Source organism: Terrimicrobium sacchariphilum (genome assembly GCF_001613545.1).
Classification (GTDB): domain Bacteria; phylum Verrucomicrobiota; class Verrucomicrobiia; order Chthoniobacterales; family Terrimicrobiaceae; genus Terrimicrobium; species Terrimicrobium sacchariphilum.
The window spans coordinates 136,928-162,030 of the sequence record NZ_BDCO01000002.1 but is presented as its reverse complement, the minus strand read 5'-3'; the positions used below and the strand labels follow the sequence as shown (position 1 = coordinate 162,030).

Below are 25,103 nucleotides of genomic sequence, written 5' to 3'. Positions count from 1 at the left end.
ATCTATTTCCAAAAGCCAAGCTTTGTAAGCGGAGAAAGATCCTTACCTCGCGAGAGGGCTATAGATTCAATAATCGAGGATGCTTTCAGTCCCATTGTCACCAAGTCACCTTTGAGACCCACTGCGCGTCGCGGCCGCCTAGAGAGATCAAGCTTCCCATCCAGATTCTTCAGCCAATCTTGAATGACACGTTCCAGAGCCGCGGTCTTCTGTCGCCAAAAAGACACTGCTTCCCCCTGCAGAGCTCGGCGAGCGTCGAGATCATCGAGTGCATCAGGAAGCACATCGCCCTGATACAGGACGATACCCGGCGCCTCACAATAGTTTTCGCACTCGACAAGGACATGCGCTCCACAGAGAGGCGCCAGCCAGTATCGACCGGAGAACATCCCCGTGTCTCGCTGAAAGGGGTACATGAGCCCTAATGAGTAAATCGTGCTACGATATATTTCCGGGACCGTGAAAATAGTCACGGGTCCATGCTGCTTTACCACAGGGCAATGCCCGTTCCACCATCGCCCCCACACTTCCACGTCGCCGCCTTTTATCCAGCCCTCCAGCCTTTTCTGCCATGGATCATCCCCCAGGTTCTTGCGATTCCCAAGATAGGTGTAGGGATACTTCCCTGCCTTCAATTCTTTTTTCCACAACTCAGGATACACCGGAGGCGGTGCGACATGAACGTTGATTCCGGCAATGTCCTGTGGCACAAGTTTTTGACTTGTCGGCAGGAAGAGAATCTTGCCAGCTCTATCTCGGAGCGAGTGGAGAATTTCTTCGCACGACTTGCCTACGTAGCCGAAAACCACTGCCGGCGTCCCCTCCGGGAGACATCCGATATCATTCTGTGAGAATCGCTCTCCCCGCATTACCACGAGCAGACTGCATGGCTCGACGGTTTTCGACCATGTCACCTGAAATCCTAATCGACGGCACATTGCCGCCATGTTTGTGAGCACGCAAAAATCCACTGCGTCGAGACAGGCAATATGGCAGATAGGCATTCCCATCATACGATGGTACCCAATCGGCCAAGGGAGAAAAGCGCAATTCGAACTCCAGCCAGCCACCTGATATCGGTAACAACTTTTCTCACAAATTTATGAAGGTCATTTCTCGGATCACTTCCGGCCTTGGAAATCAGCTTTTCCAATACGCATGCGGGTTGCATGTTTCATCCGTTCTCGACGCCCAGCTTGAACTGGACACCTCGTGGTTTGACTACTTTCAGCGCCATGCGGTTAAGCGCAAATATCGACTCGATCGACTTAATATCCCGCATCTCAACGAGTATGCACGGGGAACAAAGCGGTTTGCCATCGGCCTTGCAACTGTCAATAGCTCATGGATAGCTCCATTTGCACATCCATTTCTCAAATCACTAAAGCTGGAGCTTCGCAGTGAATCCAAACGATCGGTGATCGACCCGTCGATTGCTTTGCCCCCATCCAATAAGTTTTCAATTCTTCTTTCCGGCTACTGGCAGACCTGTGATCACTTTCTGAAGAACAGTGCCCTGCTCAAGGAGTACTTTCGGCCGTCCTTTACAATGTCACAGGATGCACAAGAGTGGCTCTCGCGCATTCATTCAACTCAGTCTGCATTTATCCACGTGCGCCGCGGCGACTATCTCAACTTCAGCGGTGGAGGACTGCGGATGCATTACTACGAAGTCGCGGCCAAAACCCTTGAGTCCTTGATGGGACCCGTCAGATGGCACGTATTTTCAGACGACCAGGGGTGGTGCCGGGAGAATCTCGGATTCTTGGGCAATGCCTCATACGTTTCATGCTCTTCACCAGATAATGATATCGAGGAAATTCAACTCATGGCTGCATGCAAAGGCGGCATAATCGCAAACAGCTCATTTTCCTGGTGGGGAGGAGCTCTAGGCGACTCCCCTCACCGCCACATACTATGTCCACGCAACTGGTGGGGATCAGCCGACAGCGATTATCGCGATCTCCGTTTGCCTTCATGGATTCCTATTGATAACTAAGTCACGAAATTTTCGCAGTGAACACCAAAAGATCTCCGCGCGTTGTTATATCAGCCTTCGCCTGTTCTCCATTTCGCGGGTCAGAGAGCAGCGTCGGATGGAATATTATTAGCCGACTCGATCCAGACATCTCGGTCACTGTGCTACACGGCGACCTAACCGCCTCTCGTCAGTCAGCCCGTGAGATCGAACTGTACTACTCCAACTCAAGAAAGCCCGAAAATCTAGCCTTTGAATATGTTGCTCCAACAAAGTCGGCGAGAATTTTTGAGTATATACACCGATTCCCTCTGTTTTGGATGCTTTACTATACAAGCTATCAAATCTGGCAGCGGGATGTTTTTAGCCATGCGAAAAAAGCCCATCTGCGAGAACCATTTGATGTAAGCCATGAATTTACGTATCTCAGCTATAGAACCCCAGGCAAGCTTTTCAATTTAGGAATACCTCATGTCTGGGGTCCAATCAGCGGAAGCGTCAATATTCCCTGGCCCTATTACAAGCTTTTTGGCTTCAAGTCATTTTATCGGCCACTAAGTCGTGATTTCCTGAATTATTTGCAGCAGCGAACTTCCAGGAAATGCCGATTAGCTGCATCAAGAACAATGAAGACATTTGTTGGAAGTCCCGAAGATTACCGAATGGTGACTAGATGGACGCATAGACCACCAGAGCTCCTTCTGGAAACAGGAACTGATCTCTCGTTTCCAACTAGAGTCCGCGAAAGAAGCCAGCGGCCTCTACGAATGGTATGGAGCGGACTTTTTCAAGCGCGTAAGGCACTTCCGATTCTTTTCGACGCTCTGGCTCTTTTGACGAACGAGGTCAAATGGGAGCTAGACATTCTTGGCGATGGACCATTCCGATCACTCTGGCATGCTCTAGCCAGGCCTCTCGCATCTCGCGGCACCATTCGCTGGCATGGATCATTGCCCAGAAAAGATGCGCTGGAAGTCGTTAATTCGTGTGATGTTTTGGTGCATACCAGCCTAAAAGAGGCCTCCACCGCTGTGATACTCGAAGCAATCTCATTCGGCCTACCCGTTGTCTGCCATAATAGCAGCGGTATGGCTGTGGCGGTCGATGATACCTGTGGAATTAAGATACCGGTCGTAGATCCGCAAACCAGCGCCCATGGATTTGCTGACGCGATCACCAAGCTCGCACAACGAGATTCCGATTTACTCACCAAGCTATCTATTGGCGCGATAAAACGGCGAGAAGCTCTGTCCTGGACGGCAAAAGCGAAGCGAATATCTTCATGCTATCGTGAGTTAGCCGCAGCCAGTGACCCCTCCTGACCTCCATCCTGGCTCTAGCGCCATGAGCCCCATTTATCAACAAAGCCGACGTTCGATGCAGCAATGATGAACAAGACAAATATTGTCTACATATTACGGGCTCCAGCCCCTTACTGGATCAGCGGCCTTGATGGCATGACTACTGCCTGGCAAGATCTGGGTGAAACGCATCTCATTTGCGCCGAGCTGCACACAGATAGCCTCCACCCTTGGAAGACTGATTACCTAAAGCCCAAAAAGACCATTCTCCATCACTGTCCGCCCAGACACCGGATTTTTGGTACGCCTTGGCCCAGTTGGGAGATGTGGAAACTGCTTAACCAGATAAACCCACAGGTCGTGGTTATTCATGAGTTCTCACCCTATGCTGTATTCAGCGGAATGGCATGGGCAAAAGCACATAACCGACTTTGCATATTGAGTACGGATGTCGGCCCAGTTAAGCAACAGGAGTTTTCTTCAGTGCACAGGTTCATCCAAAAAAGCATTCTCAGCTTGGCGGATGGTGTAATCGCCCGCACACCCGATGCGCGGAATTATGGACAGCAGCTGTCTAAAGAGACACTCCTTGCTCCCCATGCGATCTCGATATTGCCCTTTGCAATCGAGGAGACCACGCCCCGAAAATGTCGTCCTTCAAAGAGGAGGTTGCTACAGGTAGGCTGCCTCATTCCTTGCAAAGGGGTCGATCTTCTCCTTGCCGCTTTCGCGGAGGTAGTCAAGGTCAACCCGGATGTCGAGCTTGTATTACTTGGTTCTGGCGACAAGGAACATGTTTCGGAGATTGCTCGCACCTTGCGGATCGAGAATTATCTCATCTTCAAGGAATTCTTGCAGCCTCCAGAGGTAGTTCTGGAATATAGAGCGGCTGACGCATTTGTCCTTGCCTCAAGACTTGATACCTATGGCGTCGTCGTTCATGAAGCGGCAGCTAGTGGCCTGCCGCTCGTGATTAGCAAGTTCGCAGGTGCATCGGAAACACTCGTCCAGGAGGGAAAAAACGGCTATGTCATAGACCCTTATGACACCAAGACCTTCAGCGCCAGGCTACTCGAAGTTTTGAAGGAAACGAACCACGACCGGTTCCGCAGGGAATCCCTGCAACTTGCAAAGGAATTCGACGTAGAAAGTCTTGGAAAACAAACGAGAAAGTGGATCGAGCATTTGCTTTTCCTTAAAAAGCCTCCACAACTCGAAACATGAGGAAACTGTCTGGAAATGGCTAGGCGTCTAAAAATTCTCCAGATCTTCAACCGCTATATGCAGTACGGCGGTGAAGAGGGGTCTGTCTATCGTATCGGCGATGCGATGCAGAGTATTCACGACGTCGAGTATTTTCTGACATCCACGGAGAGCTGGATCGCCAGGCGCGGCGGCAATAGGATCGCCATGCTCGCGGACACGTTTGCAAATCTGGAAATCGTGCGCCGTCTCCGCAGGTACCAGAAGATCGGCCGATTCAATGTCTGGCAGATTCACAACGTCATTCCCACCATGTCTCCGCTGGTATATCGAGAGGCTTTCCGTGCAAACATACCGGTGGTTCACTACCTGCACAACTACCGCCTTTTTTGCGCGAACGGCTTTTTCCTCAACCACGGAGAGCCTTGTATGCGATGCGCCGGGGGCAATTTCCTTCCCGCCGTGCAGACCGCATGCTGGAGAAATAGTCGACTCAACAGCGGTTTGATGAGCGCTGTCATTCTCGAAATGCGTGCCTTCGGGTTGTTTGAAAAGACCGCCGCCTGGATCAGTATCAGCCAGCGCCAAAAAGACATTCATGCCTCCTGGGGTATCCCGCGCGAAAAGATCGAGGTCATTCCTCATTTTTATGAAGCCGGAGAATCGCCCCTACCCCCTGGCTCCAGTGAATCCATCCTTTTTTTAGGAAGGCTTTCCTCGGAAAAAGGTGTTGCACAGTTGATTGAAGCCTGGAGTCTGCTCAAGACTCGAGGAAAGCAGCGCCTCATCATTGCTGGTGATGGACCGGAAAGAGCTGCCTTGGAGAGGTTGGCACAAAAACTCGATGCAAAAAATGTCGAATTCCGAGGCTTTATCGATCGAAATGAACAGACAGCTCTCTGGAGGGAAAGCCGAGCGAGCGTGGTGCCCTCCATTTGGGAAGAGCCATTTGGAATGGTTGTTCTCGAAGCCTGGTCCAAGGGGCGGGCTGTAATCGCCAACAGGATTGGAGCTCTCCCAGAGATCATTGATCACGGCGTCAATGGGCTGCTGGCCCAACCATTTTCCCCCGAAGCCCTGGCTTCCCAGATGGATGAGATGCTCCGGAACCCAGACCGCGCCTCCCAAATGGGGCTGGAAGGATACAACAAGTTAAAATCTCGTTACAATCGGGAGGAATGGGTGCTAAAGTTACGCAACCTGTATCATAAGGTAGGCAATGAGCTCCCCCTTTAGGCAGAAAACCCCCATTCCCCTCCGTCTCCGAATCGCCTTGCCGCTTCTTCTGGAGGTCGCTGTCCTCACAGCGGAAATCGTCACCCACGAGATGCGGGTCACCCCCTCACTCACTCTGATCGTAGTAGCGGTCCTCTCGTTGGTACTCTCCAGGAAAGAGGTCGCGATATGGGCTACTATTTTCCTTATTCCCATTATTTGGAGCCTGACATCCCCTCTCTCAGGGCAAACGCCCGAGAAAGAACCGGTAATCGCACTGCGATTGATTACCTACGCCATCGGCTCGGGAATGGCGGTGGCTATCAGTTCCTTTAAAGAATACTGGGAGAACCAGTTCGTAAATCTCCTGAAAATCTTCGATCACATCCCCGTTCCGCTTCTGGTGTCGGACATTGATGGAGCCATCCTTTTTGCCAATCGCGCCGCCTGCAAAATCCTGCAAACATCTCTCCCGGAAATCACATCAACGATGTATTTTTCCCTGTTTTCGGATCAAACAAATCGCGGTCGGCAGATTGAGCACTACCTGTCGGTATTCGCATCGGCAAACGAGATCGAAACATTGGATCTCCTCGTCCATTCCGATGGGAAGCCCGAACGCCGCAGCGCGAGATGTTTTCCGGTGAAAATCGGCACAGCAAGTTACCTTATCACCCAGTTCTAGGCGACCAAATCTGATCGCGGGGGATCAATCGTTTTTTAGTTCGAAAGAAATATACCGGCTCGCATCAGCACCCATTTAGGACGAAATTCAGTTTCTCCGAAGCGCCTTGGCAAGGCCATGTCTGACGTAGGCCCAAAAGTAGGCAGGCCAGCCGTTCTTTTGGATCCGCTGAATTTCGTCAAGTTGGCGAATCTTCTGTCCGACTCCATCCCGACCCTTCGTGTAGTTCGCGTGATAGATCACCAAGTCACGCGGTGGAGGCCATCCCTGTGTTCTCGCGTAATATGTCCAAGGTAGATAATCCCACTTGAGGCCCTCATGCAGGTTCTGGTTGATTACTGCCTGCTCATTGAGTTCCCCATGTTTTTCCAACCGGTGGCTGATCTTCTCGAAGTACCTCGCAAGATCCTCCGTACACCTCAATGCCATGAAGCCCGTATTGACGTCGGGTATCCTCCGACCCTCCCGTTGAAAAAGCACCTGCAGTTCCGATCTCTCTTGAAATACTTCTTCGAGATCGCGCTCCGGCGACGCGAAAAAGGCAATATCAACGTCCGACCATATGATGATGGATTCTCTATTGGCTTCTATCGATTCCTGAATCAGCAGGATCTTTTTGCGAATACAACGAAGGAACTCCTTGCTCAAAAAATCCCCCGCTCCCGAGATATCGATCTGGATAGCCTCCAAGGTCAAGCCGTGAGGAATGGAAGGCCTGAAGTATTTTTCGAAAAGCACATTATGCGCCGGGGTGTAACAGCAAAATACCTTCATAGCAGGGGCCCATGCATGATCCTAACCCACCCTTCCAATGGTCCTGAGAAATTGCAAGAACACATCGTATGCCCCAACTGATCGGTCCCAGCAATGTCGCCGGAAGCACGCGTGAGCTGCAGCATTTCCCTACGGGCCGGACCCCAGCAAATTGGCCAGATTGCAAATGCCGAGCCATACGCCCAAGGCCATATTGAAGAAATGGGTGTGAAAAGGGGCCACTGGGCGAGCGAAGTATTTCCAGATAACTCTCACGGCGACCAACCATCGCCCGACCATCGAGGATGGGAGCTCCCAAATTTTCCCTGCAACTTGCTAGCCCCGGATTGACACAGAACTCATTCGCTACAAGCTTGCACCTTATCATGCATACCAATGCCTTAACGAGCATTGATTTCCACATCTCGGCGAAGCCATAGAGTTCATCAAAAAAGCACCCAAGATCGGCAATTAAAGGCATGTCAATTCCTAGATCCTTGAATTCCCCATTTCGTCAGCCAATCATCTCCTTCACATCATGAAAGATCTTATCGTAAACTTGTGCCCTCACGGTCTCTTACAATGGCTCCGTATTCAAAGGAGTAAACGATGGATAGACCGTGCTCGATCTCTTCACACCGAAAGGTATCAAAGAATCAATGATGAGAGCATCATAAATGCGCAAAATTCCAATCATATCCGTGGAGATGACTGGCATGCTACGACGCAATTCCTCGCTGACCTTGGCCTGCCGAAAGATCAGATTATAGAGGGAAGCATTTCTGAAACGTCCCTTAAATTCATTAGCACAGTCTTGCGCCAGACCCTCAACAACAACCTTCCCCTACTTGGCTTACATATAGGAAATTTCGTAGGCGTTTCATTGGCTCATATCACAGCATCAGCCGTCCAAATCCACCCGGACTCTTTGGTTATCGCGATCGATCCAAACTTGACCCATCGAGGCATAAAGAATCCACAAAATTACGTACTGCAACTCCTTCAGGCATGCGATTTGAGCAATAAAGTTCTCCCATTAGCCGCGTACTCCGGAGAAAAAAGTATTAGCAATGATGGATTTGTGTTTGGAAACTATGATCCAACCACACACTTTCAGCTTGAAGCGGCCTCATCAAATGCCATTCAAAACTTAACAAAACTTTTTACATCCAAATGTGATTTTGTCCTGATGGATGGCAACCATCAAGCGGACTACCTCGTGAAGGAGATTCACAACGTGAAGCCACTACTGAAGCCTGGAGGCTTGGTTATTCTCGACGACATAAATATGGTATGGGAAGAAATTCGCTCTATCTTTTTAAACATCAGCTCTCTGGGACTTGCTCCCCTAGCAGATGACGGACGCGTCGGGATAGCTATCGCCAGCGATAAAGCCCAATAGCTCCGAAAATATACCCCAAACCTCAAGAGATTGGCCTTTTTCGTTCGTCCCACTAGTCTCCACGCAATGATCCTCCTGCTGGGTGGTTCCGGTTATGTCGGTGCGGCGTTTGCCCGGGCTCTGAATGAGCGTGGGCTGGAGGTGGTTGCGCCTTCGCGGCAGGAGTTGGATGCGGCGAATCGCGACCAGATCGCGGCGATCGTGGCGAAGGTGAAGCCTCGATTTGTCATCAATGCCATCGGATACACCGGACGGCCGAATATCGACTCGACGGAACGGGAGAAGATGCGCTGCCTGACGGAGAATACCGTGGTGCCTGGCATCCTGGCTGAGGTGTTGGGTGAACGTAACATCCCGTGGGGGCATGTCTCGTCGGGGTGTATTTTTCAGGGAACCCGCCCGGATGGCGCGCCTTTTACCGAGGAGGATGCGCCAAATTTTCCCTTCGGCTATCCGGAGGCGAGCTGGTACAGCAGGACGAAGGCGATGGCGGAGATCATGCTGCGCGACTACTCGAACTGCCTGATCTGGCGGCTGCGCATTCCATTTGATGAGTTTGACCATCCGCGCAATTACCTGACGAAGATCATGCGCTATGAGCGGCTGCTGGAGGTGACCAATACGATCTCGCAGCTCCAGGAATTTGCCTCGGTGAGCGTCGAGACACTGCTGCGCGGGCTGCCGGGCGGGACGTACAACGTGACGAACCCCGGTGCCATTCGCACGAGCGAGGTGGCCGAGGCGTTGCGACGGGCGGGGCTGACGCAGAAGGACTTTGTTTTCTTCCATGATGAGGCAGAGTTTTTGTCGGATTCCGCCCATGTGCGCCGGGCCAGCTGCCAGTTGAGCAGTGCCAAGCTGGCTTCCCTGGGGCTGCCGCTACGCCCGATTCACGAGGCGCTGGACTGGACGTTACGGAACTGGAAATGGGCGCGATGACACAGGGTGTGGTGGCGGTGGTGGTGACCTACCGGCGCCTGCCGGAGTTGAGGCGTCTACTGGATTGCCTCGGGCGCTCGACGATACCGTTGCTAGGATGCGTGATCTCGGATCATTCGCCGGATGGTTCGGTGGCAAAACTGGCGAACGAGGCGAGGGGGTTGGAGATTGTCGTACGGGAAGATCCCTCGAACCCTGGTCCCGGCGCGGGCTGGAGCAATGCGGCTGCCAAGGCGATTGAGCATTTTGGCAATGAGGTTTCAGCGCTTTGGTATCTCGATGACGACGTGGTGCCGGCATCGGATTGCCTGGAGATCCTCTTGCGAGACATCAAAGGAGCAGCGGCGATCGCTCCGCTCCTCTCCGATACAGAGGGAGCACTCTGGGCGTTTCCGGAACCAGAGGAACCCGATCTCCGCCGGATGATCCGAAAAGCTGCCACGCCCGCCGAGGCCCGACTATTGATCGGTGATGCCCCGCATCCCGCCTGCTGGGCGACAGGTGCCTGTCTGCTGGTGACGCGTCGGGCTTACGAGCGGACGGGGGGCCATAGGTCGGATTTCTGGCTGCTTGGCGAGGATCTGGAGTATTCCATGCGACTCGCCAGCGAGGGAGGACTCGCCTTCACCTGTCGCACGGCAGTGCCGCATTTACCGATTCCCTCAGACGATACAGAGGCAGCAAGGCGAGGAGGGTATGTGAAGTTTTGTTCTCTTCTGCAAAATCTCAGCTATCTCTCATTTCACTCATCCCACAGTCGGCACATGCGCAGTTATCTCCCGGGCAACTATCGTCGGTTTTTCCGTACCTACGGCTGGGGATGGACACAGATCGCCGACGCGACGCGTTGCCTGCTGGGCGGCATCGTGCAGGGCCAACCAGCCGGGGGATCGATCGGACAAAGGCTGCGCCGGGAGATAGGCAACCGCCATGGTTGAGCAGGAAACGCCGCTGGACAGTCGCACGATCCTGAGCACGCGCGTGCACTGCGCCAACTACGAGACAGGGCTGCGCCGGGTGATCGAGCTGGCTCGCGGCGAGCGGCCAGCGGCGGTATCGGCCTGCAACACGCATCTTGTTTCCCTGGCGCGCAATGACGTGCGGTTTCACCGGGTGATGCAGAGGTTTGACCTCATCGTGCCGGATGGCTTTCCGCTGGTCTGGAGCCTGAACGCGGCCGGGGCCAAGCTCCAGGATCGCGTCTACGGCCCGTATTTCATGCGCCATGTGCTGGCAAATACGCCTGCTCCGTGGAAGCACTTCTTCTTCGGCGGAACGCCACAATGCCTCGAGCGCCTGGTGGCAGCGGCGAAGGAGATCCAACCCGATATCGACGTCGCCGACGTGCTTTCGCCGCCGTTTCGGCAATGGACGGAGCATGACGAGCAGGAGTTCGCCCGACGCATCCGGGAAAGCGGTGCAGATTTCATCTGGGTGGCCCTCGGAGGCGAGCGTCAGGAGCGCTGGATCGTGCAGAATCTCCACCGTCATAGCCGGGGCGTTTTCTTTGGAATCGGGGATGCTTTTGAGCTACTCGGCGGAGGGCGGGCCTTCGCCCCCGAGTGGATGCAGAAGAAAGGGCTGACGTGGCTTTACCGCCTCGTGCAGGAGCCACGCCGGCTGTGGGCCCGGTATTTCAAGTACAACAGCCTGTTCCTCTATTTTACGGCACGCGACAAGGTCTTTGGCCTTCCCGAACGCTGGAGTGGCAAGCCCCGCAAGGGGTTGCCCTCGGTGGCCTTTCTCGGCTCGCGTGGCGTGCCGGCGCGGTACTCCGGGTTTGAGGTCGTGGTTGAGCAACTCGGGGCGAGGCTGGCGGAAAAAGGCCATGCCGTCACAGTGTATAACCGTTTCCCGCGTTTCCAGGCACCGACGAAAATTTACCGCGGGATGGTGACAATCACGCTGCCGACCATCCCGACGAAGACGCTGGACACGATCGCGCATACTTTCATCTCGGCGATCCACGCGATCTTCCACCGTTACGACATTATTTATCTCTGCGGCGTGGGAAATGCCATCATCGGCGGCATCCTCCGGGCGGCAGGGATGACGGTGATCATCAATGTCGATGGCGCGGACTTTCGCCGCCAGAAGTGGGGATCCTTTGCCCGCATGTGGCTGCGCATGAGCGAGCGCTGGGCGACGATGCTGGCAGACGCCATCATCGCGGACAACCACGAGATCGTTTACCGCTACGAGCGCGAGTACAAGACGCGTCCGCTCTACCTGAGCTACGGCTGCATCATTCGCGACCAGCCGGTGAAATGTGGAGAGCTGGAGCATTGGAAGCTCGAACCTCGGAGGTATCTCCTCTTTGTCTCCCGACTCACGCCGGAGAATGAAGCCGACCTGCTGCTCCGCGCTTATGCCAGGACCAGCGTAGATATCCCTCTCGTCATCTGCGGCGGAGCCAACTATGAGCAGAGTCATCTGGAGTATCTCAAGAGCCTCGCCACTGATCGCGTGATCTTTACCGGCGCACGGTACGGCGACAGCTATCTGGAGTTGAGCCAGAACGCTCTTTTCTTTGTCATGCCCGCCTCGATCGAGGCCACGCGCCTCGTTCTGCTGGACCAGATGGGTATGGGGTCGGCCATTCTCTACAATGACTGCCTGGCGACCCGGGAGGTCGTAGGTGACGCCGCAGAGCCCTTCGATGCGGATAATGCCGAGGAGGCACTCGCCACCAAGATCACCTACCTGGCCGATCATCCCGAGCATTGTGCGGAACTGGGCCGAAAAGCGATGGCGCGGGCCAAGGCGACTTTTGACTGGAATCACGTCGTGGACGAATACGAGAGTCTCTTCGAGGAGCTCGGCGTGGGGGCCACGAAACCGGCTCCCACAGCGTGACGCGGGGCATGCGGTTTTCCATCGTTACTCCTTCGCTCAACCAGGGCCGCTATCTCGCCGAGTGCCTGGATTCCGTCGTTTCCCAGGATATTGAAACGGAGCACTGGGTCATCGACGGAGGCAGCATGGATGAGACGCTTTCCATCCTGAGATCCCGACCTGACGCACGATGGATCTCTGAACCCGACCGGGGCCAGTCCGACGCGATCAACAAGGGACTCCAGCGCGTCACGGGAGACATCCTCGGCTATCTCTGCGCCGACGACTTTCTGGAACCCGGCGTATTGAGTCGAATCGCCGAGATTTTCGCCGCGAATCCTGCTGCCGACTTCGTCTACGGCGATGGATATTTTCTTGAGTCCGACTCGGGATGGAAGCGGCTCAAGCGAGCCGGGGCATTCTCGATCGAACGCCTTCGTCGGGGAAATTTCCTCCTCCAGCCCGCAGTATTTTGGCGGCGGCGGGTTTATGAAAGGCACGGTGGCTTCGATACATCGCTGCAATACTGCATGGATCACGAGTATTGGCTCCGTACCTGCGGGGATACAGTCTGGCATTATTTCGCAGAGCCTCTGGCGAGCTGTCGGTTGCACGCGGATGCCAAGACCTCCCGCGCCCTCGCTCTCGCCTGGGCGGAGGCTGTCGGGATGCAGGCCCGCTACGGGATACATGGCCGCCCGGCCTGGGATGCGCTCTGGATGCGCGTTGCCGGGGCGAGGTACTATACTTTAAAACGCCGGGTGTTTGCCCTGATCGGCAGGCTGCGAAAATGAGACCACGACTCCTCGTACTGGAACTCCACCACCTCGGCGACGCGGTGCTTGCGATCCCGTTCCTGCGAGAGGCGGCGGAAAGATACGAGGTCGCCGCTTACGTCACCCCCTCCACGGCGGGGATGCTGCGCACGTTCCTGCCAGATTTACAGATCTTTGAAGCGGCGGAAGGCTGGAAAGCCCGCTGGCGGCAATGCCGCACCCAGCTTCGCGCCTGGGAACCAGACGCGACGGTCAGCGCATGGAGCGATACGCGCGTGCATATCGCTGCTCGCCTGACACGAGCCCGACGTCGGATCGGGTTTCCGGTGAGCAAGGTAAATTACTACGCGACCCATCTCGGATGGCGATTGCGGAGGCTTTGGGCGGGGTGGGTCATTGAATTTGCGGCTCTTTTCATTGGTGATCCCCTGCTCACGGAAAATGTTTTTCGCGATCCGGAGAGCCGCCATCTGGAAAACTGGGTGCAACTCGCCAAGCGACTCGGCTTTTCCCTGCCATTGCGCACGCCATGGTTCCCATGGAAATCGTCGGAATTGCCCGGAGACGCGCAAAAACTCATCAGGGAGGCAAAGGCAGCCGGAAAACCCGTATGGGCGCTTCACGCGGGCGGCCGCCTGCCGACGAAGCGCTGGCCGGTAAAGCGTTATGTGGCGATCCTCCAGGAGTTTTTCGCAACCCGCGACCTTCCGGTTCTCATCATTCAAGGGCCGGACACGACGATTCCCATGCCTCAAGCCTCCAGCCAGGTCATGGTCGAGACGACATCTCACCGGGAGCTGGCGGATTTGCTTTCCGGTATCGACTACCTGCTCGCCAACGACTCATACTCCGGCCATCTCGCTGCCGCCCTCGGCAAGCCAGTCGTCACGATCTTCGGCTCTGGCAATCCGGCCTGGTTCGCTCCTTTTGGAGACCGCAATCAGGTCGTGTGGAAGGATACATGTCCCTACCATCCCTGCATCGACCGCTGCCAGATGCCCTCCTACGTCTGCCTCGCGAGCGTGAGCGAGTCGGAGGTGCTGTCGGCATTGTCTGAGATCAGCGACAAAACAACCAGTTGAATAGATGGCAAATCGGATGGCAGATTTGATTTGAAATCCCTCGCCGTCTGAACGAAGTCTATGCGGCCTGCGCCAGCGGGCCAAACGCTCTCCCGTGTGACTCTCTCCCGCTACAAACCCTACGTACCAGTCGCTATCGCGGTTCTCACCTCGCTCGCGGTACTGTATGTGCTTTTCGCCTGGGTCAATTTTGCGTCCGGTTACGGCTCCTCCCGCATCGACATCCTGCAATTCGCGAAATGGATCTGGGATTCGACCACCAGCGCGGACGGGCAGAAGGACTGGCAGCACTGTTATCTGGTTCCCTTTGCCTTCGGCTTTCTCGTATACGTCCAGCGGCAGAAGCTGGCGGCGTTACCGATCCGCGGCTCATGGGTGGGACTGGCAGTCGTGATCCTGAGTCTGCTGGTCTATTGGGTGGGGTTCAAGGCGGACAATGTCTATCTGGGCTATATCAGCTTCCAGATCATCATCGCCGGTCTGATCCTGTGGTTTTTCGGACTCCAGTGGATGTGGACGCTGGCCTTTGCCTGGGCATTTCTCGTTTTCATTTATCCCCTGCCCTTTCTCGACAACTGGGTGGCGCTGCCCCTGAGACTCGTGATGTCCGAGGCCAGCGTGCATGCGTTGAATCTCCTCGGCATTGGAGCGGTCAAGAGCGGAAGCTCCATCCTTTCCGCGTCCGATCCGGTCTCGGGCATCCCGATCGGAGCTCGATTCTCGGTGGATGTGGCAGCTGCTTGCAGCGGTATTCGATCCCTCTTTGCCCTGATGATGGTATCCGCGCTTTTCGCCCATCTCACCCAAAAAGGACTCGTTCGTCAGGGGTTTCTCTTCCTTTCGTCGATTCCCCTGGCCGTCCTCGCAAATCTCATTCGCATCCTTATGTTGACGATTGGCACGCTGGCCATGGGTGCAGAGGTTGCAATTGGCACGAATGAGAAGCCGTCATTCTTCCACGAGCTTGCAGGTTATATTGTCTTTGCGGTCGGCCTCGGCGGACTTTTCGGCGTGAGCTGGTTGCTCAATCAGGATTTCGTCGCCTTGAAGAATCGCCTGATTGCGGGCTTGAAGCATACCCCGCCGTCGCCGACCACTCCGAAAAATGAAGCGCCTGCCCCGCGCAAACCCCGCCAGGATGAATACTAGCAGCTCTTCCTTTCTCGAAACCGATCCCGTGAAGGGGTCGATCGCCATGGGTATTCGCGCCGCCGTGGTGCTGGCACTCGTCGGCATTGTGATCGCCGTCTGCCTGAATACTCCCAACATTAACGTCCCGAGCGAGGGCGGCGTGATCATGCAGCTGCCAGAAACAGTCGGCAGCTTCGTCGGTAAATCGATGGAGATCACGCCGGTGGAAAAGGCCATCCTGCCGCCGGACACCCAGTTTGCCCGAATGAACTACAAGAATTTCAAGGGCGAGGAAGTAAACTGCCAGATCGTGCTTTCCGGTGGCGAGAAGCGAAGCATTCACCGCCCCGAGGTCTGCCTGCCGGGCCAGGGATGGACGAAAAAGAGTGCCGAGGTCATCGATGTGAAGCTCGACGATGGTCGCGTGCTGCCAGTGATGAAGCTCGTGATCTCACGCCCGGTCGAGGTTCAGCCCGGCGTGCGCAAAGAACTCACCGGGCTTTTCCTGTACTGGTTCGTCGGCAAGAACTCGACCACCCCATATCACTGGCAGCGTATCCTGCGTTCCGACCTCGACCGCGTCTTTCACAATGTGAACCACCGTTGGGCTTATGTGATCGTGAATGCCAACGTGCTCGACGGCTTCGTCCCAGGGGCGAAGAACCAGGAGGAGACGCTCGACATGCTTAAGAAGTTCATCGGCGACGTCGCCCCGGAGCTCCTCAAGCCGGAGGTCAAACTCAACAAATAGCTCCCTTCCCGCGCAAAGCTGCAACGCATCCTTGGCGAAGGCCGGGGCGTTTCGTATGTGTTTGCGATGAAGATTTTCCGTCCGAAAGACCGGGGCTACGCTCAAGCACTCCAACGGCTCAACCGCCGTGCGATCCCCGATCCCGCCGTCCGCGCCACTGTCGAGGAGGTCGTGGCCGCCGTGGCGACGGAGGGCGACGCAGCCCTCATCCGGTACACCGAGAAATTCGGCGGCCCCAAGCTCGAGGTCGGGCAGCTTTACGTCACCCCAGCCGAGATCGTGGCCGCGCAGGCAAGCATCGACAAGGAAACGCGCGACGCCATCAAGGCCGCCCGCACCAATGTCCGCACCTTTGCCAAGAAGAGCCTGCGCAAAAGCTGGTTCACCAAGAACAAGCAGGGCGCCGTGGTTGGAGAGCGTTTCGACCCCTTCCCGCGCGTAGGCATTTACATCCCGGGCGGCACTGCGCCGCTCGTCTCCAGCGCGATCATGACCTGCGCGCTGGCCGAGGCGGCTGGCGTGCCCGAGATCGTGGCCGTGACCCCCGCCGACAAGGAGGGCAAGGTGCATCCCGCCCTGCTGGCGGCGCTGGCCGCGTGCGGCACGCATGAGATTTACCGCGTGGGCGGAGCCCAAGCCGTGGCGGCGCTGGCCTATGGGACGAAGACGATCCGCCCGGTGCAGAAGATCTTCGGCCCCGGCAACTCCTGGGTCGTCGAGGCGAAGCGCCAGGTTTTCGGCGTGGCCGCCATCGACCTGCTGCCCGGACCGAGCGAGGTGCTCGTGATCGCGGACAAGTGGGCAAATCCCGAGTGGATCGCCGCCGATTTGCTGGCGCAGTCCGAGCACGGCCACGGCAGTATCGCCGTGCTGCTCACGGACGACGCCGAACTGATTGAGAAAGTCGGCAAGGCCGTCGATGCGCAGGTGAAACTCTCCCAGCGCCCGAAGCAGCTGGCCGAGGCCCTCGCCCACACGACGCTCATCCAGACAAAGGACCTCGACGAATCCATCCGCCTCGCCAATGAGTTTGCCTCCGAGCACGTTTCCATCGCAACGAAGCGCCCGGGCGAAATCGCCCTGCAATTGAACTCCTCTGGCGCGATCTTCATGGGCGGCATCTCGCCCGTGGTGGGCGGTGATTTCCTCGCGGGACCGAGCCACGAACTGCCGACCGGCGGCGCAGGCAAGTCCTTCGCCGGCCTGACCGCCGACCAGTTCCAGCGCCGCACGAGCGTGGTGATGTTTGACGAGCCTTCGCTCAAGGCCTCGGTGCCGATCATCGAGACGTTCAGCAAGATCGAAGGACTCGATGCCCATGGGCGTTCCGCCTCGATCCGCGTGCAAAAGACGAAGAAGGCCGCCAAGAAGAAATGATCTGGCAGCACCGCCGCGGCGTTGCCGACCTCTCCCGCCATGGACTCATCATGGGCGTGCTCAATGTCACGCCGGATTCGTTCTCGGACGGAGGGAGCTACTTCGACGCGGCGGCGGCCCTGGATCACGCCCGAGAGCTGATCGCCGACGGCGCGGACATCATCGACGTGGGCGGGGAATCCACCCGCCCCGGCTCGGAATCCGTTTCCGTCGAGGAGGAACTCCGCCGCGTCTGTCCGGTCATTCGCGCCATCCGCGCCGAGAGCGATGTGCTGATTTCCATCGACACCTCCAAGGCCCTCGTCGCCGACGAAGCGGTGAAAGCCGGAGCCGACATCATCAACGACGTGACCGGACTCACCGGAGACCCGGCCATGGCGGAAGTCGCCGCCCGCAGCGGAGCCGGGATCGTCCTCATGCACATGCAGGGGGAACCCCGCACCATGCAAGTGGCTCCGCACTATGAAGATGTTGTGGCGGAGGTGCGGGAATTTCTTAGACAGCGCATTTCCCTCGCCCTAAGCTACGGCATGGCGGCGGAAAGGCTGGCGATCGACCCAGGAATTGGCTTCGGCAAAACGCAGAAGCACAATCTCGCGTTGCTGCGTGAAACCGGTCGGCTGGCCGAGCTCGACCGCCCGGTGCTCATCGGAGTGTCGCGCAAGTCCTTCCTTGGCCGCATCACCGGCACCGCAGCGATGGAGGATCGCGCCTGGCCCGCCGTGGCCGTCACCAGTTTTTGCCGCGAGGCTGGGGCGCATATCTTCCGCGTCCACGAACCCAAGCCGCACCGCGAGGCGCTGCGCATGACGGAGGCGATACTCCATGCTTGAGGCGATCGGCTCCTTTGTCGGGCAGCACTGGAGGACTCCGCTGGAGATCGGCATCCTCGCCGTTGTCCTGTACTACATTTACATCTACCTACGGGGCACCCACGGCGCGCGCATCCTCATCGGTCTCGCGCTGATCTTCCTCACGCTCACCTTCATCTCGCAGGTGTTCAACCTCGAGGTCATCGGGTGGATCATCCGCAGCCTGTCCGTCTTCCTGGCCATCGCGCTGGTCGTGATCTTCCAGCCGGAATTGCGGCGCGCGCTGACCGACCTCGGGAGTCATCCGTTTTTCACCTCGGCCTTCGAGAAACGCGAGACCATCGAGGACATCACGGACACGGTCTTCGAGCTGTCCAGCAAGGGCTTCGGCGCGCTGCTGGCGGTAGAGCGCGAAATCGGCCTGCAACCCTTCACCGAGACGGGGGTGCAGATCGACGCCGACTACTCGAAAGAACTCGTCCTCACCATTTTCCAGCCCAAGACGGTACTGCACGATGGCGGCATGGTCGTGCGCAACGACCGCGTGGTCGCCGCCGCCTGCATCTTCCCTCTCACCCAGCGCGAGGATCTCGACCGCAACCTGGGTCTCCGCCACCGCGCCGCGCTCGGCCTGAGCGAGCAGTCGGACTCCGTGGCGATTGTCGTTTCCGAGGAAACCGGTCAGGTTTCCATTTGTCACAGCGGCCTGCTTGAGCGCAACCTGAGCGTGGACAAGTTCCGCCGCCGCCTTAGCCAGCTCCTCCTGCACGATGACGATCAAAGAAGTAATCCTGAAAAACTGGAAACCCAAGCTCACGTGCGTCCTGCTCGCGACCGCTCTGTGGTATCTGATCCAGCAGAACGTCCAGAAAATCCCCTGGCGTCCTGAGCGGGAGGAAGCCCCTCAATCCGCACGCAGCTCGCGGTAATTTTTTTTATTCATGAGTGATCAACGCAAGCTCTTCGGCACCGACGGGGTGCGCGGAGTGGCGAATATCGAACCCGTAACCGCCGAGACCGCCCTCAAGCTGGGCCGTGCGGCGGCCCACATTTTCAGCCAGACCCGCCATCAGGCGCGGCCCGGCACCAAACCCACCATCGTCATCGGCAAGGACACCCGGCTCTCCGGCTACATGCTGGAAAACGCCATGGTCGCCGGCATCACGTCGCTCGGCGTGGATGTCATGCTGATCGGGCCGTTGCCGACTCCCGGCGTGGCCTATATCACCCGGTCACTCCGCGCGGACGCGGGCATCGTGCTTTCCGCCTCGCACAATCCGTACGAGGACAACGGCATCAAGTTCTTCCGCCACGACGGGTACAAGCTCGACGACAAGGTCGAGGCCCAGATCGAGCGGCTCGTCTTCAGCGGCGAGATCGAGAACATCCGCCCGACCGCCGGCAAGATCGGCAAGGCCCGCCGCATCGACGACGCGCTGGGCCGGTATGTGGAGTTTGCGAAACGCAGCTTCCCCGCAGGTCTCACGCTGGAATCGCTCAAGATCGCGGTCGATTGCGCCAACGGCGCAGCCTACAAGAGCACGCCCTGGATTCTGCGAGAGCTCGGGGCGGACTCGATCATCGCCCACTACGAGCCGACCGGGACGAACATCAACGAAAACTGCGGCAGCACGCACCCTGCTGAGATTCAGCGTCTCGTGAAGGAATCCGGCGCGCATGTGGGCATCACCCACGACGGCGACGCGGACCGCGCGCTGCTCTGCGATGAAAATGGCGAGCTCGTCGACGGCGACGAGATCATGGCCATCGCGGCGGTGGATTTTCTCAAGCACGGCCGCCTTATCGGCAACACGCTCGTCGCCACGGTGATGAGCAACTTCGGCCTCGACGAAACCCTCGAGGCTCACGGCGGACGCGTCCTGCGCACCAAAGTGGGCGACCGTTACGTCATCGAGGAGATGATGCGCGAGAGCTACAATGTCGGCGGCGAGCAGAGCGGCCACATGATCTTCCGCGATTTCGCCACGACGGGCGACGGCATCGTGAGTGCGCTTCAGGTGCTGCGCATCATGATCGAAACCGGGAAGCCGCTGAGCGAACTGAAGAAGGTCCTCCGCAAATACCCGCAGGCCCAGCGCAACCTCAAGGTGCGAGTGAAGCCTCCGCTGGAGGAGCTGACCGGCGTGCAAACCCTGCTGGTCGAAGCCGAAAAGGCGCTCGACGGCAAGGGCCGCGTCCTGCTGCGCTACTCCGGCACGGAACCGAAAATCCGCCTCCTCATCGAAGGCCGCGAACAAGACGTGATCAACTCCCACGCCGACCGCATCGCCGGGGAACTCACCAGCACAATCGGGGTGTAGAGTCCCGACAACCATGAAAATCGAAAGTTCGCCTTTCGATTTTCATGGTGAAAACCGGGTCAGTTGGCCTTTACGGCGGCGACGAGTTCGTTGAGGGATGCTTTGGCGTCGCCGAAGAGCATGCGGGTGTTGTCGCGGTAGAAGAGATGGTTCTCGATACCGGCGAAGCCCGCCGCCATGGAGCGCTTCATCACGATCACGGTCTTAGAGTGATCGGCGTCGATGATCGGCATGCCGTAGATGGGACTCGATTTGTCCTCGCGGGCTGCCGGGTTCACCACGTCGTTGGCCCCGATGACGAGACACACGTCGACGCGATCCATGGAGGGATTGATCACCTCCATTTCGCAGAGTTGGTCGTACGGCACATTGGCCTCAGCGAGCAGCACGTTCATGTGGCCGGGCATGCGGCCCGCAACGGGGTGAATGGCAAACTGCACCTCCACGCCGCGCTGGCCGAGTTCGTCGCTCAGCTCGCGCACCTGATGCTGCGCCTGGGCCACGGCCATGCCGTAACCGGGCACGACCACCACGCGCTGGGCGTAGGCCAGAAGCACGGCGGCCTCGTCGGCCTGGATGGGCTTGATCGTGCCGGTGACGCCTTCGCCTCCACCCTTGGCGGAGCTGCCGGACCCAAACGCGCCGAAGAGGACATTCGTCACCGGGCGATTCATCGCCTTGCACATGAGCAGGGTGAGCAGCGTGCCAGAGGAACCCACCAGCGTACCCGCCACGATCATGGCGAGATTGTTGATGGCAAAGCCATCCGCCGCCACGGCGAGGCCGGTGAAGGAGTTCAGCAGCGAGATCACGACCGGCATGTCCGCGCCACCGATCGGCATCACCATGGCAACGCCAAAGATGAGGGCGAGCACAGCCACGACCGCGAGGATCGCGACGGCGATGCTGCCGGTTGAGTTGAAGGTCAGCCAACCGCAGAGGGTCAGGATCGCGAGGAGGATCAGTCCATTCACGAAATTCTGGCCCGGGAAAGTGAAGGGCTTTTCAAATTTCCCCTCCAGCTTCAGGTAGGCGATGGCGCTGCCGGAGAAGGACAGCGAGCCGATGAGCGTGGCAAAGAGCATCGCTCCCGCGATGAAGGCCGGGAGGCCACCATGCGTGCCGTGCATGAACTCCAGCCCACCGACCAGCGCCGCAGCGCCGCCGCCGAGGCCGTTGAACAGAGCGACCATTTGGGGCATCGCGGTCATCTTGACCGAGTACGCGCCGAGCGCGCCGATGCCGAGGCCGACGATGATGCCGACGATGATGAGGGTGAAGTTGGTATTCCACCCCGAGAGCCAGACCGAGCCGCCCTCCGGCTTGTGCAAAGCGAGGAGCGCGACGAGCATTCCGCCAGCAGCCACGAGGTTGCCGAGCCGCGCCGTCTTGGGCGAACTCAGGAACTTGATGCCGAGGATGAAGAGGACGGACGCGCCGATAAAGACGAGAGCCAGGGGAGAACTCATTGGGATTTTTTCTTTCGAAACATCTGGAGCATGCGATCCGTGACCATGAAACCGCCAAACACGTTGGCAGAGCCGAAGACCACGGCGACAAAGCCGAGCACCTGCACGAGCAGGCTGTCCGCCCCGGCCAGCACGAGGATGCCGCCGAAGAGGATGATGCCGTGAATGGCGTTGGTGCCGGACATGAGCGGCGTGTGCAGCATCGAGGGAACCTTCGAGATGACCTCGAAGCCCACGAAAACCGAGAGGATGAAGATAAACAGGACGTTGGTATCCATGGCTATGAGCTGAGTTTTTCGTTCACGATGCGACCGCCGTGGGTGACGAGGCATCCGCGGATGATCTCGTCCTCCAGGTTGAGGGTGAAGGTCTTCTCCTTCTTGTCCCAATACTCCTCGAGCAAGCCGACGAGGTTGGCAGCGTAGACCTGACTGGCGTGAAAAGGAACGCGACCGGGGAGGTTCGCCGTCCCGACGAGGAGCACGCCATCACGAGTGGTCACCTGGTCGTATTCGATGCCCTCGACATTGCCGCCGGTCTCGACCGCGAGGTCGACGACGACGCTGCCGGGTTTCATGGCGGCAACCATCGCACTGGTGAGGAGGATGGGAGCGCGACGGCCAAAGACCTGCGCGGCGGTGATGACGATATCCGACTCGGAGCAGGTCTTCGTCATGGTATCGCGCTGCTTCTGGATCTGCTCGTCGGTGAGCGCCTTGGCGTAGCCGTCCTTCGTCTGGCCGGTCTCGCCGAGATCGACCTTGAGGAACTGCGCGCCGAGCGACTTCACCTGCTCCTCCACCACGGGGCGGGTGTCGTAGGCGGTGACCTTCGCGCCGAGGCGCTTGGCGGTGGCGATGGCCTGGAGACCGGCGACGCCCACGCCAATGATGAAGACCCGCGCCGGGAGAATGGTCCCGGCGGCAGTGGTCATCATGGGGAAAATCTTGTTGGAGTAGCGGGCAGCGAGGATGACGGCCTCGTAACCGGCGAGATTCGCCTGCGAGGAAAGCACATCCATTTTCTGCGCCCGGGTGGTGCGGGGAACGAACTCCATGCTGATCGCGCTGACCCCGCGAGCGGCAAACTTCGCCAGCAACTCCTTCTCGTTGAATGGGTCGAGGAGGCTGAGGTGCAGGCTGCCGGGCTTGAGAAGATCGATCTCCTCCATGGGCGGCTTGCGCAATCGCAGGACGATATCGGCGGAGCTCAGGAGCGAGGCGCGATCCGTCGATATCGTCGCGCCAGCCTTGGCATACATCTCATCGGGGAAACCTGCGGGCAGCCCTATGCCAGCCTCGACCGATACCTCGGCGCCGAGTTTGACGAGCTTGGCTACGCTGTCAGGCGTGAGCGGAGCCCGTGTCTCCCCAGGGTGAGATTCTTTGGGGGATGAAATCTTCATTCCAGACCGTCCATCATAGAAGAATCGGTTCCCGGGTATACCCCTCGCTTGCTGCAATGCATCCGCCGATTGGCTTTCCCCCTTTCGTTTAGTTTCGTTTCAACCCTCTGCCCGGACGCGCTTTGCGGATTGACGCCTCAGGTGGCGCATGGACAGAATCCGCCCCCGAGAGGGTCCATCGTGCATGAAGGAGCCTCCGGTCGTGTTGCTCGAAGTGGATAGCGCGACCGCCAGCGGAAACGTTAGGGAATACAAACCAATCTCCATGAATCCAACACGGCTCACCCTCGCGGTCGGTCTTGCCTGCGCCACCTTGCTGTCCGGCTGCGTCAACCCGATCAACCCTCTCGGTAAATTTGATCCGACTCCCAAGGTCTCCGGCCGGCCCTCTCCGAAAATGGCGGAGAAGTTTGCCTGGGGCATTTCAACAGCGAGCTACCAGTATGAGGACCCGGCAGTAAAACCGGGTGACAAGGATTACTTCTCCACCGACTGGGACGTGCTGGTGAGTCAGCACAAGGCCCCGCCGCGCGGCAATGCTCTGTATAGCTGGAGCGACTTCGACAAGGATCTCGCGGCGCTGAAAAAGATCCGTCCGACGCACTATCGGTTCAGCATCGAGTGGGCCCGCGTCGAGCCGCAGCCCGGGGTCTATAACGAGGAGGCCATCCAGGGTTACGTCCGCATGGCCCGCAAGCTGAAGGAAATGGGCATCGAGCCAGTCGTTTGCCTGTGGCACTTCACCTTCCCCGACTGGCTCTACGACAAGAAGAACCCCGGCAACTCCAACTGGCTGCACCCTCTCGCCCGCGAACGCTGGAAGGCTTACGTCGAGAAGATGGTCAAGGCGACGTCGCCGTATGTGAAATACTACGCGCCGCAGAATGAGCCCAACGGCCAGATCACGACGGCCTACATCGTGGGCCAGTGGCCCCCGGCCATGACCCTGGCCATCGGGCACTACTGGAAGGCGATCGACGCGAGCACAGCGATGTTCCGCGATGCGGCGAAGATCGTGAAGGAGATCAAACCCTCCGCCAAGATCGTGAGCGTCGAGGCCCTGCCGTGGTGGCAGCGCGCCCCGCTCGACCCGGGCGGGTTGATTTACAACACGATGATCCATGGTAACACGGATCACCTCGACCGCATCTATGATGTCTGCGATATCCTCGGCATCAACTACTACTACTCGCAGGCTCCCGGACCGCTCACCCTGCTGGCCGGGCCATCCATGCGCGGCAAGCACTTCACCATGATGGGCTGGGTCATCAACCCAAAGGGCATCTACGACGAGATCAAGCGCGTAGGCGATCGCTACGGCAAGCCGATGATGATCACCGAGAACGGCATCGCCACGTCGAACGACTCCAAGCGCATCTGGTATCTCCAGAATCACCTCCACGAGATCGGCCGCGCCATCCAGGACGGCTATGACGTGCGTGGGTACTTCACCTGGTCGCTCGCCGACAACTACGAGTGGCACTGGGGTTACACCGCCACCTTCGGCCTCTCGCACATGGACCCCGATACGAAGGACCGCATCCTCAAGCCCTCGGCGAACTGGTTTGCCGACGTGATCAAGGATCACCGCACGGTCGGATCCGTCCCGAAAATCGAGCACCGCCACGGCTTCGACAAGGAGCCACCGAAGAAGAACTGACTCATCCC

General features: G+C 57.9%; 23 protein-coding genes. 18 read left to right on the top strand and 5 right to left on the bottom strand.

Annotation, left to right across the window (positions count from 1 at the left end):
- Positions 1–2: 2 nt before the first annotated feature.
- The gene (locus TSACC_RS01515; RefSeq protein WP_237763880.1) at positions 3–1,004 is read right to left on the bottom strand and encodes a CgeB family protein; all 1,002 of its coding nucleotides are present in this window, start codon (positions 1,002–1,004) and stop codon (positions 3–5) included.
- Positions 1,005–1,102: 98 nt separating this feature from the next.
- On the opposite strand from TSACC_RS01515, the gene TSACC_RS01510 reads away from it, so the two are divergent.
- The 5 genes from TSACC_RS01510 (at position 1,103) to TSACC_RS01490 (ending at position 6,382) form a co-directional block, all read left to right on the top strand.
- Positions 1,103–1,999 carry an alpha-1,2-fucosyltransferase gene (locus TSACC_RS01510; protein WP_075077639.1) on the top strand — a complete coding sequence of 299 codons (897 nt, stop codon included), beginning with the start codon at positions 1,103–1,105 and terminating at the stop codon, positions 1,997–1,999.
- A gap of 17 nt (positions 2,000–2,016) precedes the next feature.
- Positions 2,017–3,300: a glycosyltransferase family 4 protein gene (locus tag TSACC_RS01505; RefSeq protein ID WP_153811196.1), complete on the top strand. Its 1,284-nt coding sequence runs from the start codon at positions 2,017–2,019 to the stop codon at positions 3,298–3,300.
- Between the two features lie 63 nt (positions 3,301–3,363).
- Positions 3,364–4,503, top strand: coding sequence for a glycosyltransferase (locus tag TSACC_RS01500; RefSeq protein ID WP_084400110.1), 1,140 nt, complete (start codon positions 3,364–3,366; stop codon positions 4,501–4,503).
- Between the two features lie 15 nt (positions 4,504–4,518).
- Entirely contained in the window at positions 4,519–5,718 is a 1,200-nt protein-coding gene (locus TSACC_RS01495; RefSeq protein WP_075077636.1) for a glycosyltransferase family 4 protein, read from the top strand.
- Between the two features lie 91 nt (positions 5,719–5,809).
- Positions 5,810–6,382 (top strand): PAS domain-containing protein, encoded by a 573-nt coding sequence (locus TSACC_RS01490; RefSeq protein ID WP_237763879.1) that lies wholly within the window; start codon positions 5,810–5,812, stop codon positions 6,380–6,382.
- An 87-nt stretch (positions 6,383–6,469) separates the two neighbouring features.
- On the opposite strand, the gene TSACC_RS01485 is transcribed toward TSACC_RS01490, so the two are convergent.
- Entirely contained in the window at positions 6,470–7,156 is a 687-nt protein-coding gene (locus TSACC_RS01485) for a putative nucleotide-diphospho-sugar transferase (protein ID WP_084400108.1), read from the bottom strand.
- Between the two features lie 517 nt (positions 7,157–7,673).
- Between TSACC_RS01485 and TSACC_RS01480 the strand changes: the two genes are divergently transcribed.
- The 12 genes from TSACC_RS01480 (at position 7,674) to glmM (ending at position 20,561) form a co-directional block, all read left to right on the top strand.
- Positions 7,674–8,537 carry a class I SAM-dependent methyltransferase gene (locus TSACC_RS01480; RefSeq protein ID WP_075077633.1) on the top strand — a complete coding sequence of 288 codons (864 nt, stop codon included), beginning with the start codon at positions 7,674–7,676 and terminating at the stop codon, positions 8,535–8,537.
- Between the two features lie 66 nt (positions 8,538–8,603).
- Positions 8,604–9,476, top strand: coding sequence for a sugar nucleotide-binding protein (locus TSACC_RS01475; protein ID WP_075077632.1), 873 nt, complete (start codon positions 8,604–8,606; stop codon positions 9,474–9,476).
- Positions 9,464–10,414 (top strand): glycosyltransferase, encoded by a 951-nt coding sequence (locus TSACC_RS01470; protein ID WP_084400107.1) that lies wholly within the window; start codon positions 9,464–9,466, stop codon positions 10,412–10,414. The genes TSACC_RS01475 and TSACC_RS01470 overlap by 13 nt, the downstream gene beginning before the upstream one ends.
- A complete protein-coding gene (locus tag TSACC_RS01465) occupies positions 10,407–12,332 on the top strand; it encodes a WecB/TagA/CpsF family glycosyltransferase (RefSeq protein ID WP_075077630.1) in 1,926 nt (641 codons plus the stop codon). The genes TSACC_RS01470 and TSACC_RS01465 overlap by 8 nt, the downstream gene beginning before the upstream one ends.
- Positions 12,333–12,340: 8 nt before the next feature.
- Positions 12,341–13,105, top strand: coding sequence for a glycosyltransferase family 2 protein (locus TSACC_RS01460; RefSeq protein ID WP_075077629.1), 765 nt, complete (start codon positions 12,341–12,343; stop codon positions 13,103–13,105).
- Positions 13,102–14,169, top strand: coding sequence for a glycosyltransferase family 9 protein (locus TSACC_RS01455; protein ID WP_075077628.1), 1,068 nt, complete (start codon positions 13,102–13,104; stop codon positions 14,167–14,169). Before TSACC_RS01460 ends, TSACC_RS01455 begins: the two co-directional genes overlap by 4 nt.
- 96 nt (positions 14,170–14,265) lie before the next feature.
- A complete protein-coding gene (locus TSACC_RS01450) occupies positions 14,266–15,318 on the top strand; it encodes an exosortase/archaeosortase family protein (RefSeq protein WP_169809500.1) in 1,053 nt (350 codons plus the stop codon).
- Positions 15,308–16,051 carry an exosortase-associated EpsI family protein gene (locus tag TSACC_RS01445; RefSeq protein WP_075077626.1) on the top strand — a complete coding sequence of 248 codons (744 nt, stop codon included), beginning with the start codon at positions 15,308–15,310 and terminating at the stop codon, positions 16,049–16,051. Before TSACC_RS01450 ends, TSACC_RS01445 begins: the two co-directional genes overlap by 11 nt.
- 66 nt (positions 16,052–16,117) lie before the next feature.
- Entirely contained in the window at positions 16,118–17,428 is a 1,311-nt protein-coding gene (gene hisD / locus TSACC_RS01440) for a histidinol dehydrogenase (protein ID WP_075077625.1), read from the top strand.
- Positions 17,425–18,261, top strand: coding sequence for a dihydropteroate synthase (folP, locus tag TSACC_RS01435; RefSeq protein WP_075077624.1), 837 nt, complete (start codon positions 17,425–17,427; stop codon positions 18,259–18,261). The genes hisD and folP overlap by 4 nt, the downstream gene beginning before the upstream one ends.
- Entirely contained in the window at positions 18,254–19,129 is an 876-nt protein-coding gene (gene cdaA, locus TSACC_RS01430) for a diadenylate cyclase CdaA (RefSeq protein ID WP_075077623.1), read from the top strand. The genes folP and cdaA overlap by 8 nt, the downstream gene beginning before the upstream one ends.
- Before the next feature lie 52 nt (positions 19,130–19,181).
- Positions 19,182–20,561 carry a phosphoglucosamine mutase gene (glmM, locus tag TSACC_RS01425; RefSeq protein WP_075077622.1) on the top strand — a complete coding sequence of 460 codons (1,380 nt, stop codon included), beginning with the start codon at positions 19,182–19,184 and terminating at the stop codon, positions 20,559–20,561.
- A 59-nt stretch (positions 20,562–20,620) separates the two neighbouring features.
- On the opposite strand, the gene TSACC_RS01420 is transcribed toward glmM, so the two are convergent.
- The 3 genes from TSACC_RS01420 to TSACC_RS01410 are packed head-to-tail and all read right to left on the bottom strand — an operon-like array spanning position 20,621 to position 23,435.
- Positions 20,621–22,030 (bottom strand): NAD(P)(+) transhydrogenase (Re/Si-specific) subunit beta, encoded by a 1,410-nt coding sequence (locus TSACC_RS01420; RefSeq protein ID WP_075077621.1) that lies wholly within the window; start codon positions 22,028–22,030, stop codon positions 20,621–20,623.
- Positions 22,027–22,308 carry an NAD(P) transhydrogenase subunit alpha part 2 gene (locus TSACC_RS01415; protein WP_075077620.1) on the bottom strand — a complete coding sequence of 94 codons (282 nt, stop codon included), beginning with the start codon at positions 22,306–22,308 and terminating at the stop codon, positions 22,027–22,029. The genes TSACC_RS01420 and TSACC_RS01415 overlap by 4 nt, the downstream gene beginning before the upstream one ends.
- Before the next feature lie 2 nt (positions 22,309–22,310).
- On the bottom strand, positions 22,311–23,435 hold the full coding sequence (locus tag TSACC_RS01410; RefSeq protein WP_075077619.1) for a Re/Si-specific NAD(P)(+) transhydrogenase subunit alpha: 1,125 nt from the start codon (positions 23,433–23,435) through the stop codon (positions 22,311–22,313).
- Positions 23,436–23,700: 265 nt separating this feature from the next.
- On the opposite strand from TSACC_RS01410, the gene TSACC_RS01405 reads away from it, so the two are divergent.
- Complete coding sequence (locus TSACC_RS01405; protein ID WP_169809499.1) at positions 23,701–25,095, top strand: family 1 glycosylhydrolase; 1,395 nt, start codon at positions 23,701–23,703, stop codon at positions 25,093–25,095.
- The last annotated feature ends 8 nt before the right edge of the window (positions 25,096–25,103 follow it).

Excerpts from the sequence above, each read along its gene's own strand:
- TSACC_RS01515 (WP_237763880.1), bottom strand. The coding sequence starts at position 1,004 with ATGCCTATCTGCCATATTGCCTGTCTCGACGCAGTGGATTTTTGCGTG.
- TSACC_RS01510 (WP_075077639.1), top strand. The coding sequence starts at position 1,103 with ATGAAGGTCATTTCTCGGATCACTTCCGGCCTTGGAAATCAGCTTTTC.
- TSACC_RS01500 (WP_084400110.1), top strand. The coding sequence starts at position 3,364 with ATGATGAACAAGACAAATATTGTCTACATATTACGGGCTCCAGCCCCT.
- TSACC_RS01495 (WP_075077636.1), top strand. The coding sequence starts at position 4,519 with ATGGCTAGGCGTCTAAAAATTCTCCAGATCTTCAACCGCTATATGCAG.
- TSACC_RS01490 (WP_237763879.1), top strand. The coding sequence starts at position 5,810 with ATGCGGGTCACCCCCTCACTCACTCTGATCGTAGTAGCGGTCCTCTCG.
- TSACC_RS01485 (WP_084400108.1), bottom strand. The coding sequence starts at position 7,156 with ATGAAGGTATTTTGCTGTTACACCCCGGCGCATAATGTGCTTTTCGAA.
- TSACC_RS01480 (WP_075077633.1), top strand. The coding sequence starts at position 7,674 with ATGAAAGATCTTATCGTAAACTTGTGCCCTCACGGTCTCTTACAATGG.
- TSACC_RS01475 (WP_075077632.1), top strand. The coding sequence starts at position 8,604 with ATGATCCTCCTGCTGGGTGGTTCCGGTTATGTCGGTGCGGCGTTTGCC.
- TSACC_RS01470 (WP_084400107.1), top strand. The coding sequence starts at position 9,464 with ATGGGCGCGATGACACAGGGTGTGGTGGCGGTGGTGGTGACCTACCGG.
- TSACC_RS01465 (WP_075077630.1), top strand. The coding sequence starts at position 10,407 with ATGGTTGAGCAGGAAACGCCGCTGGACAGTCGCACGATCCTGAGCACG.
- TSACC_RS01460 (WP_075077629.1), top strand. The coding sequence starts at position 12,341 with ATGCGGTTTTCCATCGTTACTCCTTCGCTCAACCAGGGCCGCTATCTC.
- TSACC_RS01455 (WP_075077628.1), top strand. The coding sequence starts at position 13,102 with ATGAGACCACGACTCCTCGTACTGGAACTCCACCACCTCGGCGACGCG.
- TSACC_RS01445 (WP_075077626.1), top strand. The coding sequence starts at position 15,308 with ATGAATACTAGCAGCTCTTCCTTTCTCGAAACCGATCCCGTGAAGGGG.
- hisD (WP_075077625.1), top strand. The coding sequence starts at position 16,118 with ATGAAGATTTTCCGTCCGAAAGACCGGGGCTACGCTCAAGCACTCCAA.
- folP (WP_075077624.1), top strand. The coding sequence starts at position 17,425 with ATGATCTGGCAGCACCGCCGCGGCGTTGCCGACCTCTCCCGCCATGGA.
- cdaA (WP_075077623.1), top strand. The coding sequence starts at position 18,254 with ATGCTTGAGGCGATCGGCTCCTTTGTCGGGCAGCACTGGAGGACTCCG.
- glmM (WP_075077622.1), top strand. The coding sequence starts at position 19,182 with ATGAGTGATCAACGCAAGCTCTTCGGCACCGACGGGGTGCGCGGAGTG.
- TSACC_RS01420 (WP_075077621.1), bottom strand. The coding sequence starts at position 22,030 with ATGAGTTCTCCCCTGGCTCTCGTCTTTATCGGCGCGTCCGTCCTCTTC.
- TSACC_RS01415 (WP_075077620.1), bottom strand. The coding sequence starts at position 22,308 with ATGGATACCAACGTCCTGTTTATCTTCATCCTCTCGGTTTTCGTGGGC.
- TSACC_RS01410 (WP_075077619.1), bottom strand. The coding sequence starts at position 23,435 with ATGAAGATTTCATCCCCCAAAGAATCTCACCCTGGGGAGACACGGGCT.
- TSACC_RS01405 (WP_169809499.1), top strand. The coding sequence starts at position 23,701 with ATGAATCCAACACGGCTCACCCTCGCGGTCGGTCTTGCCTGCGCCACC.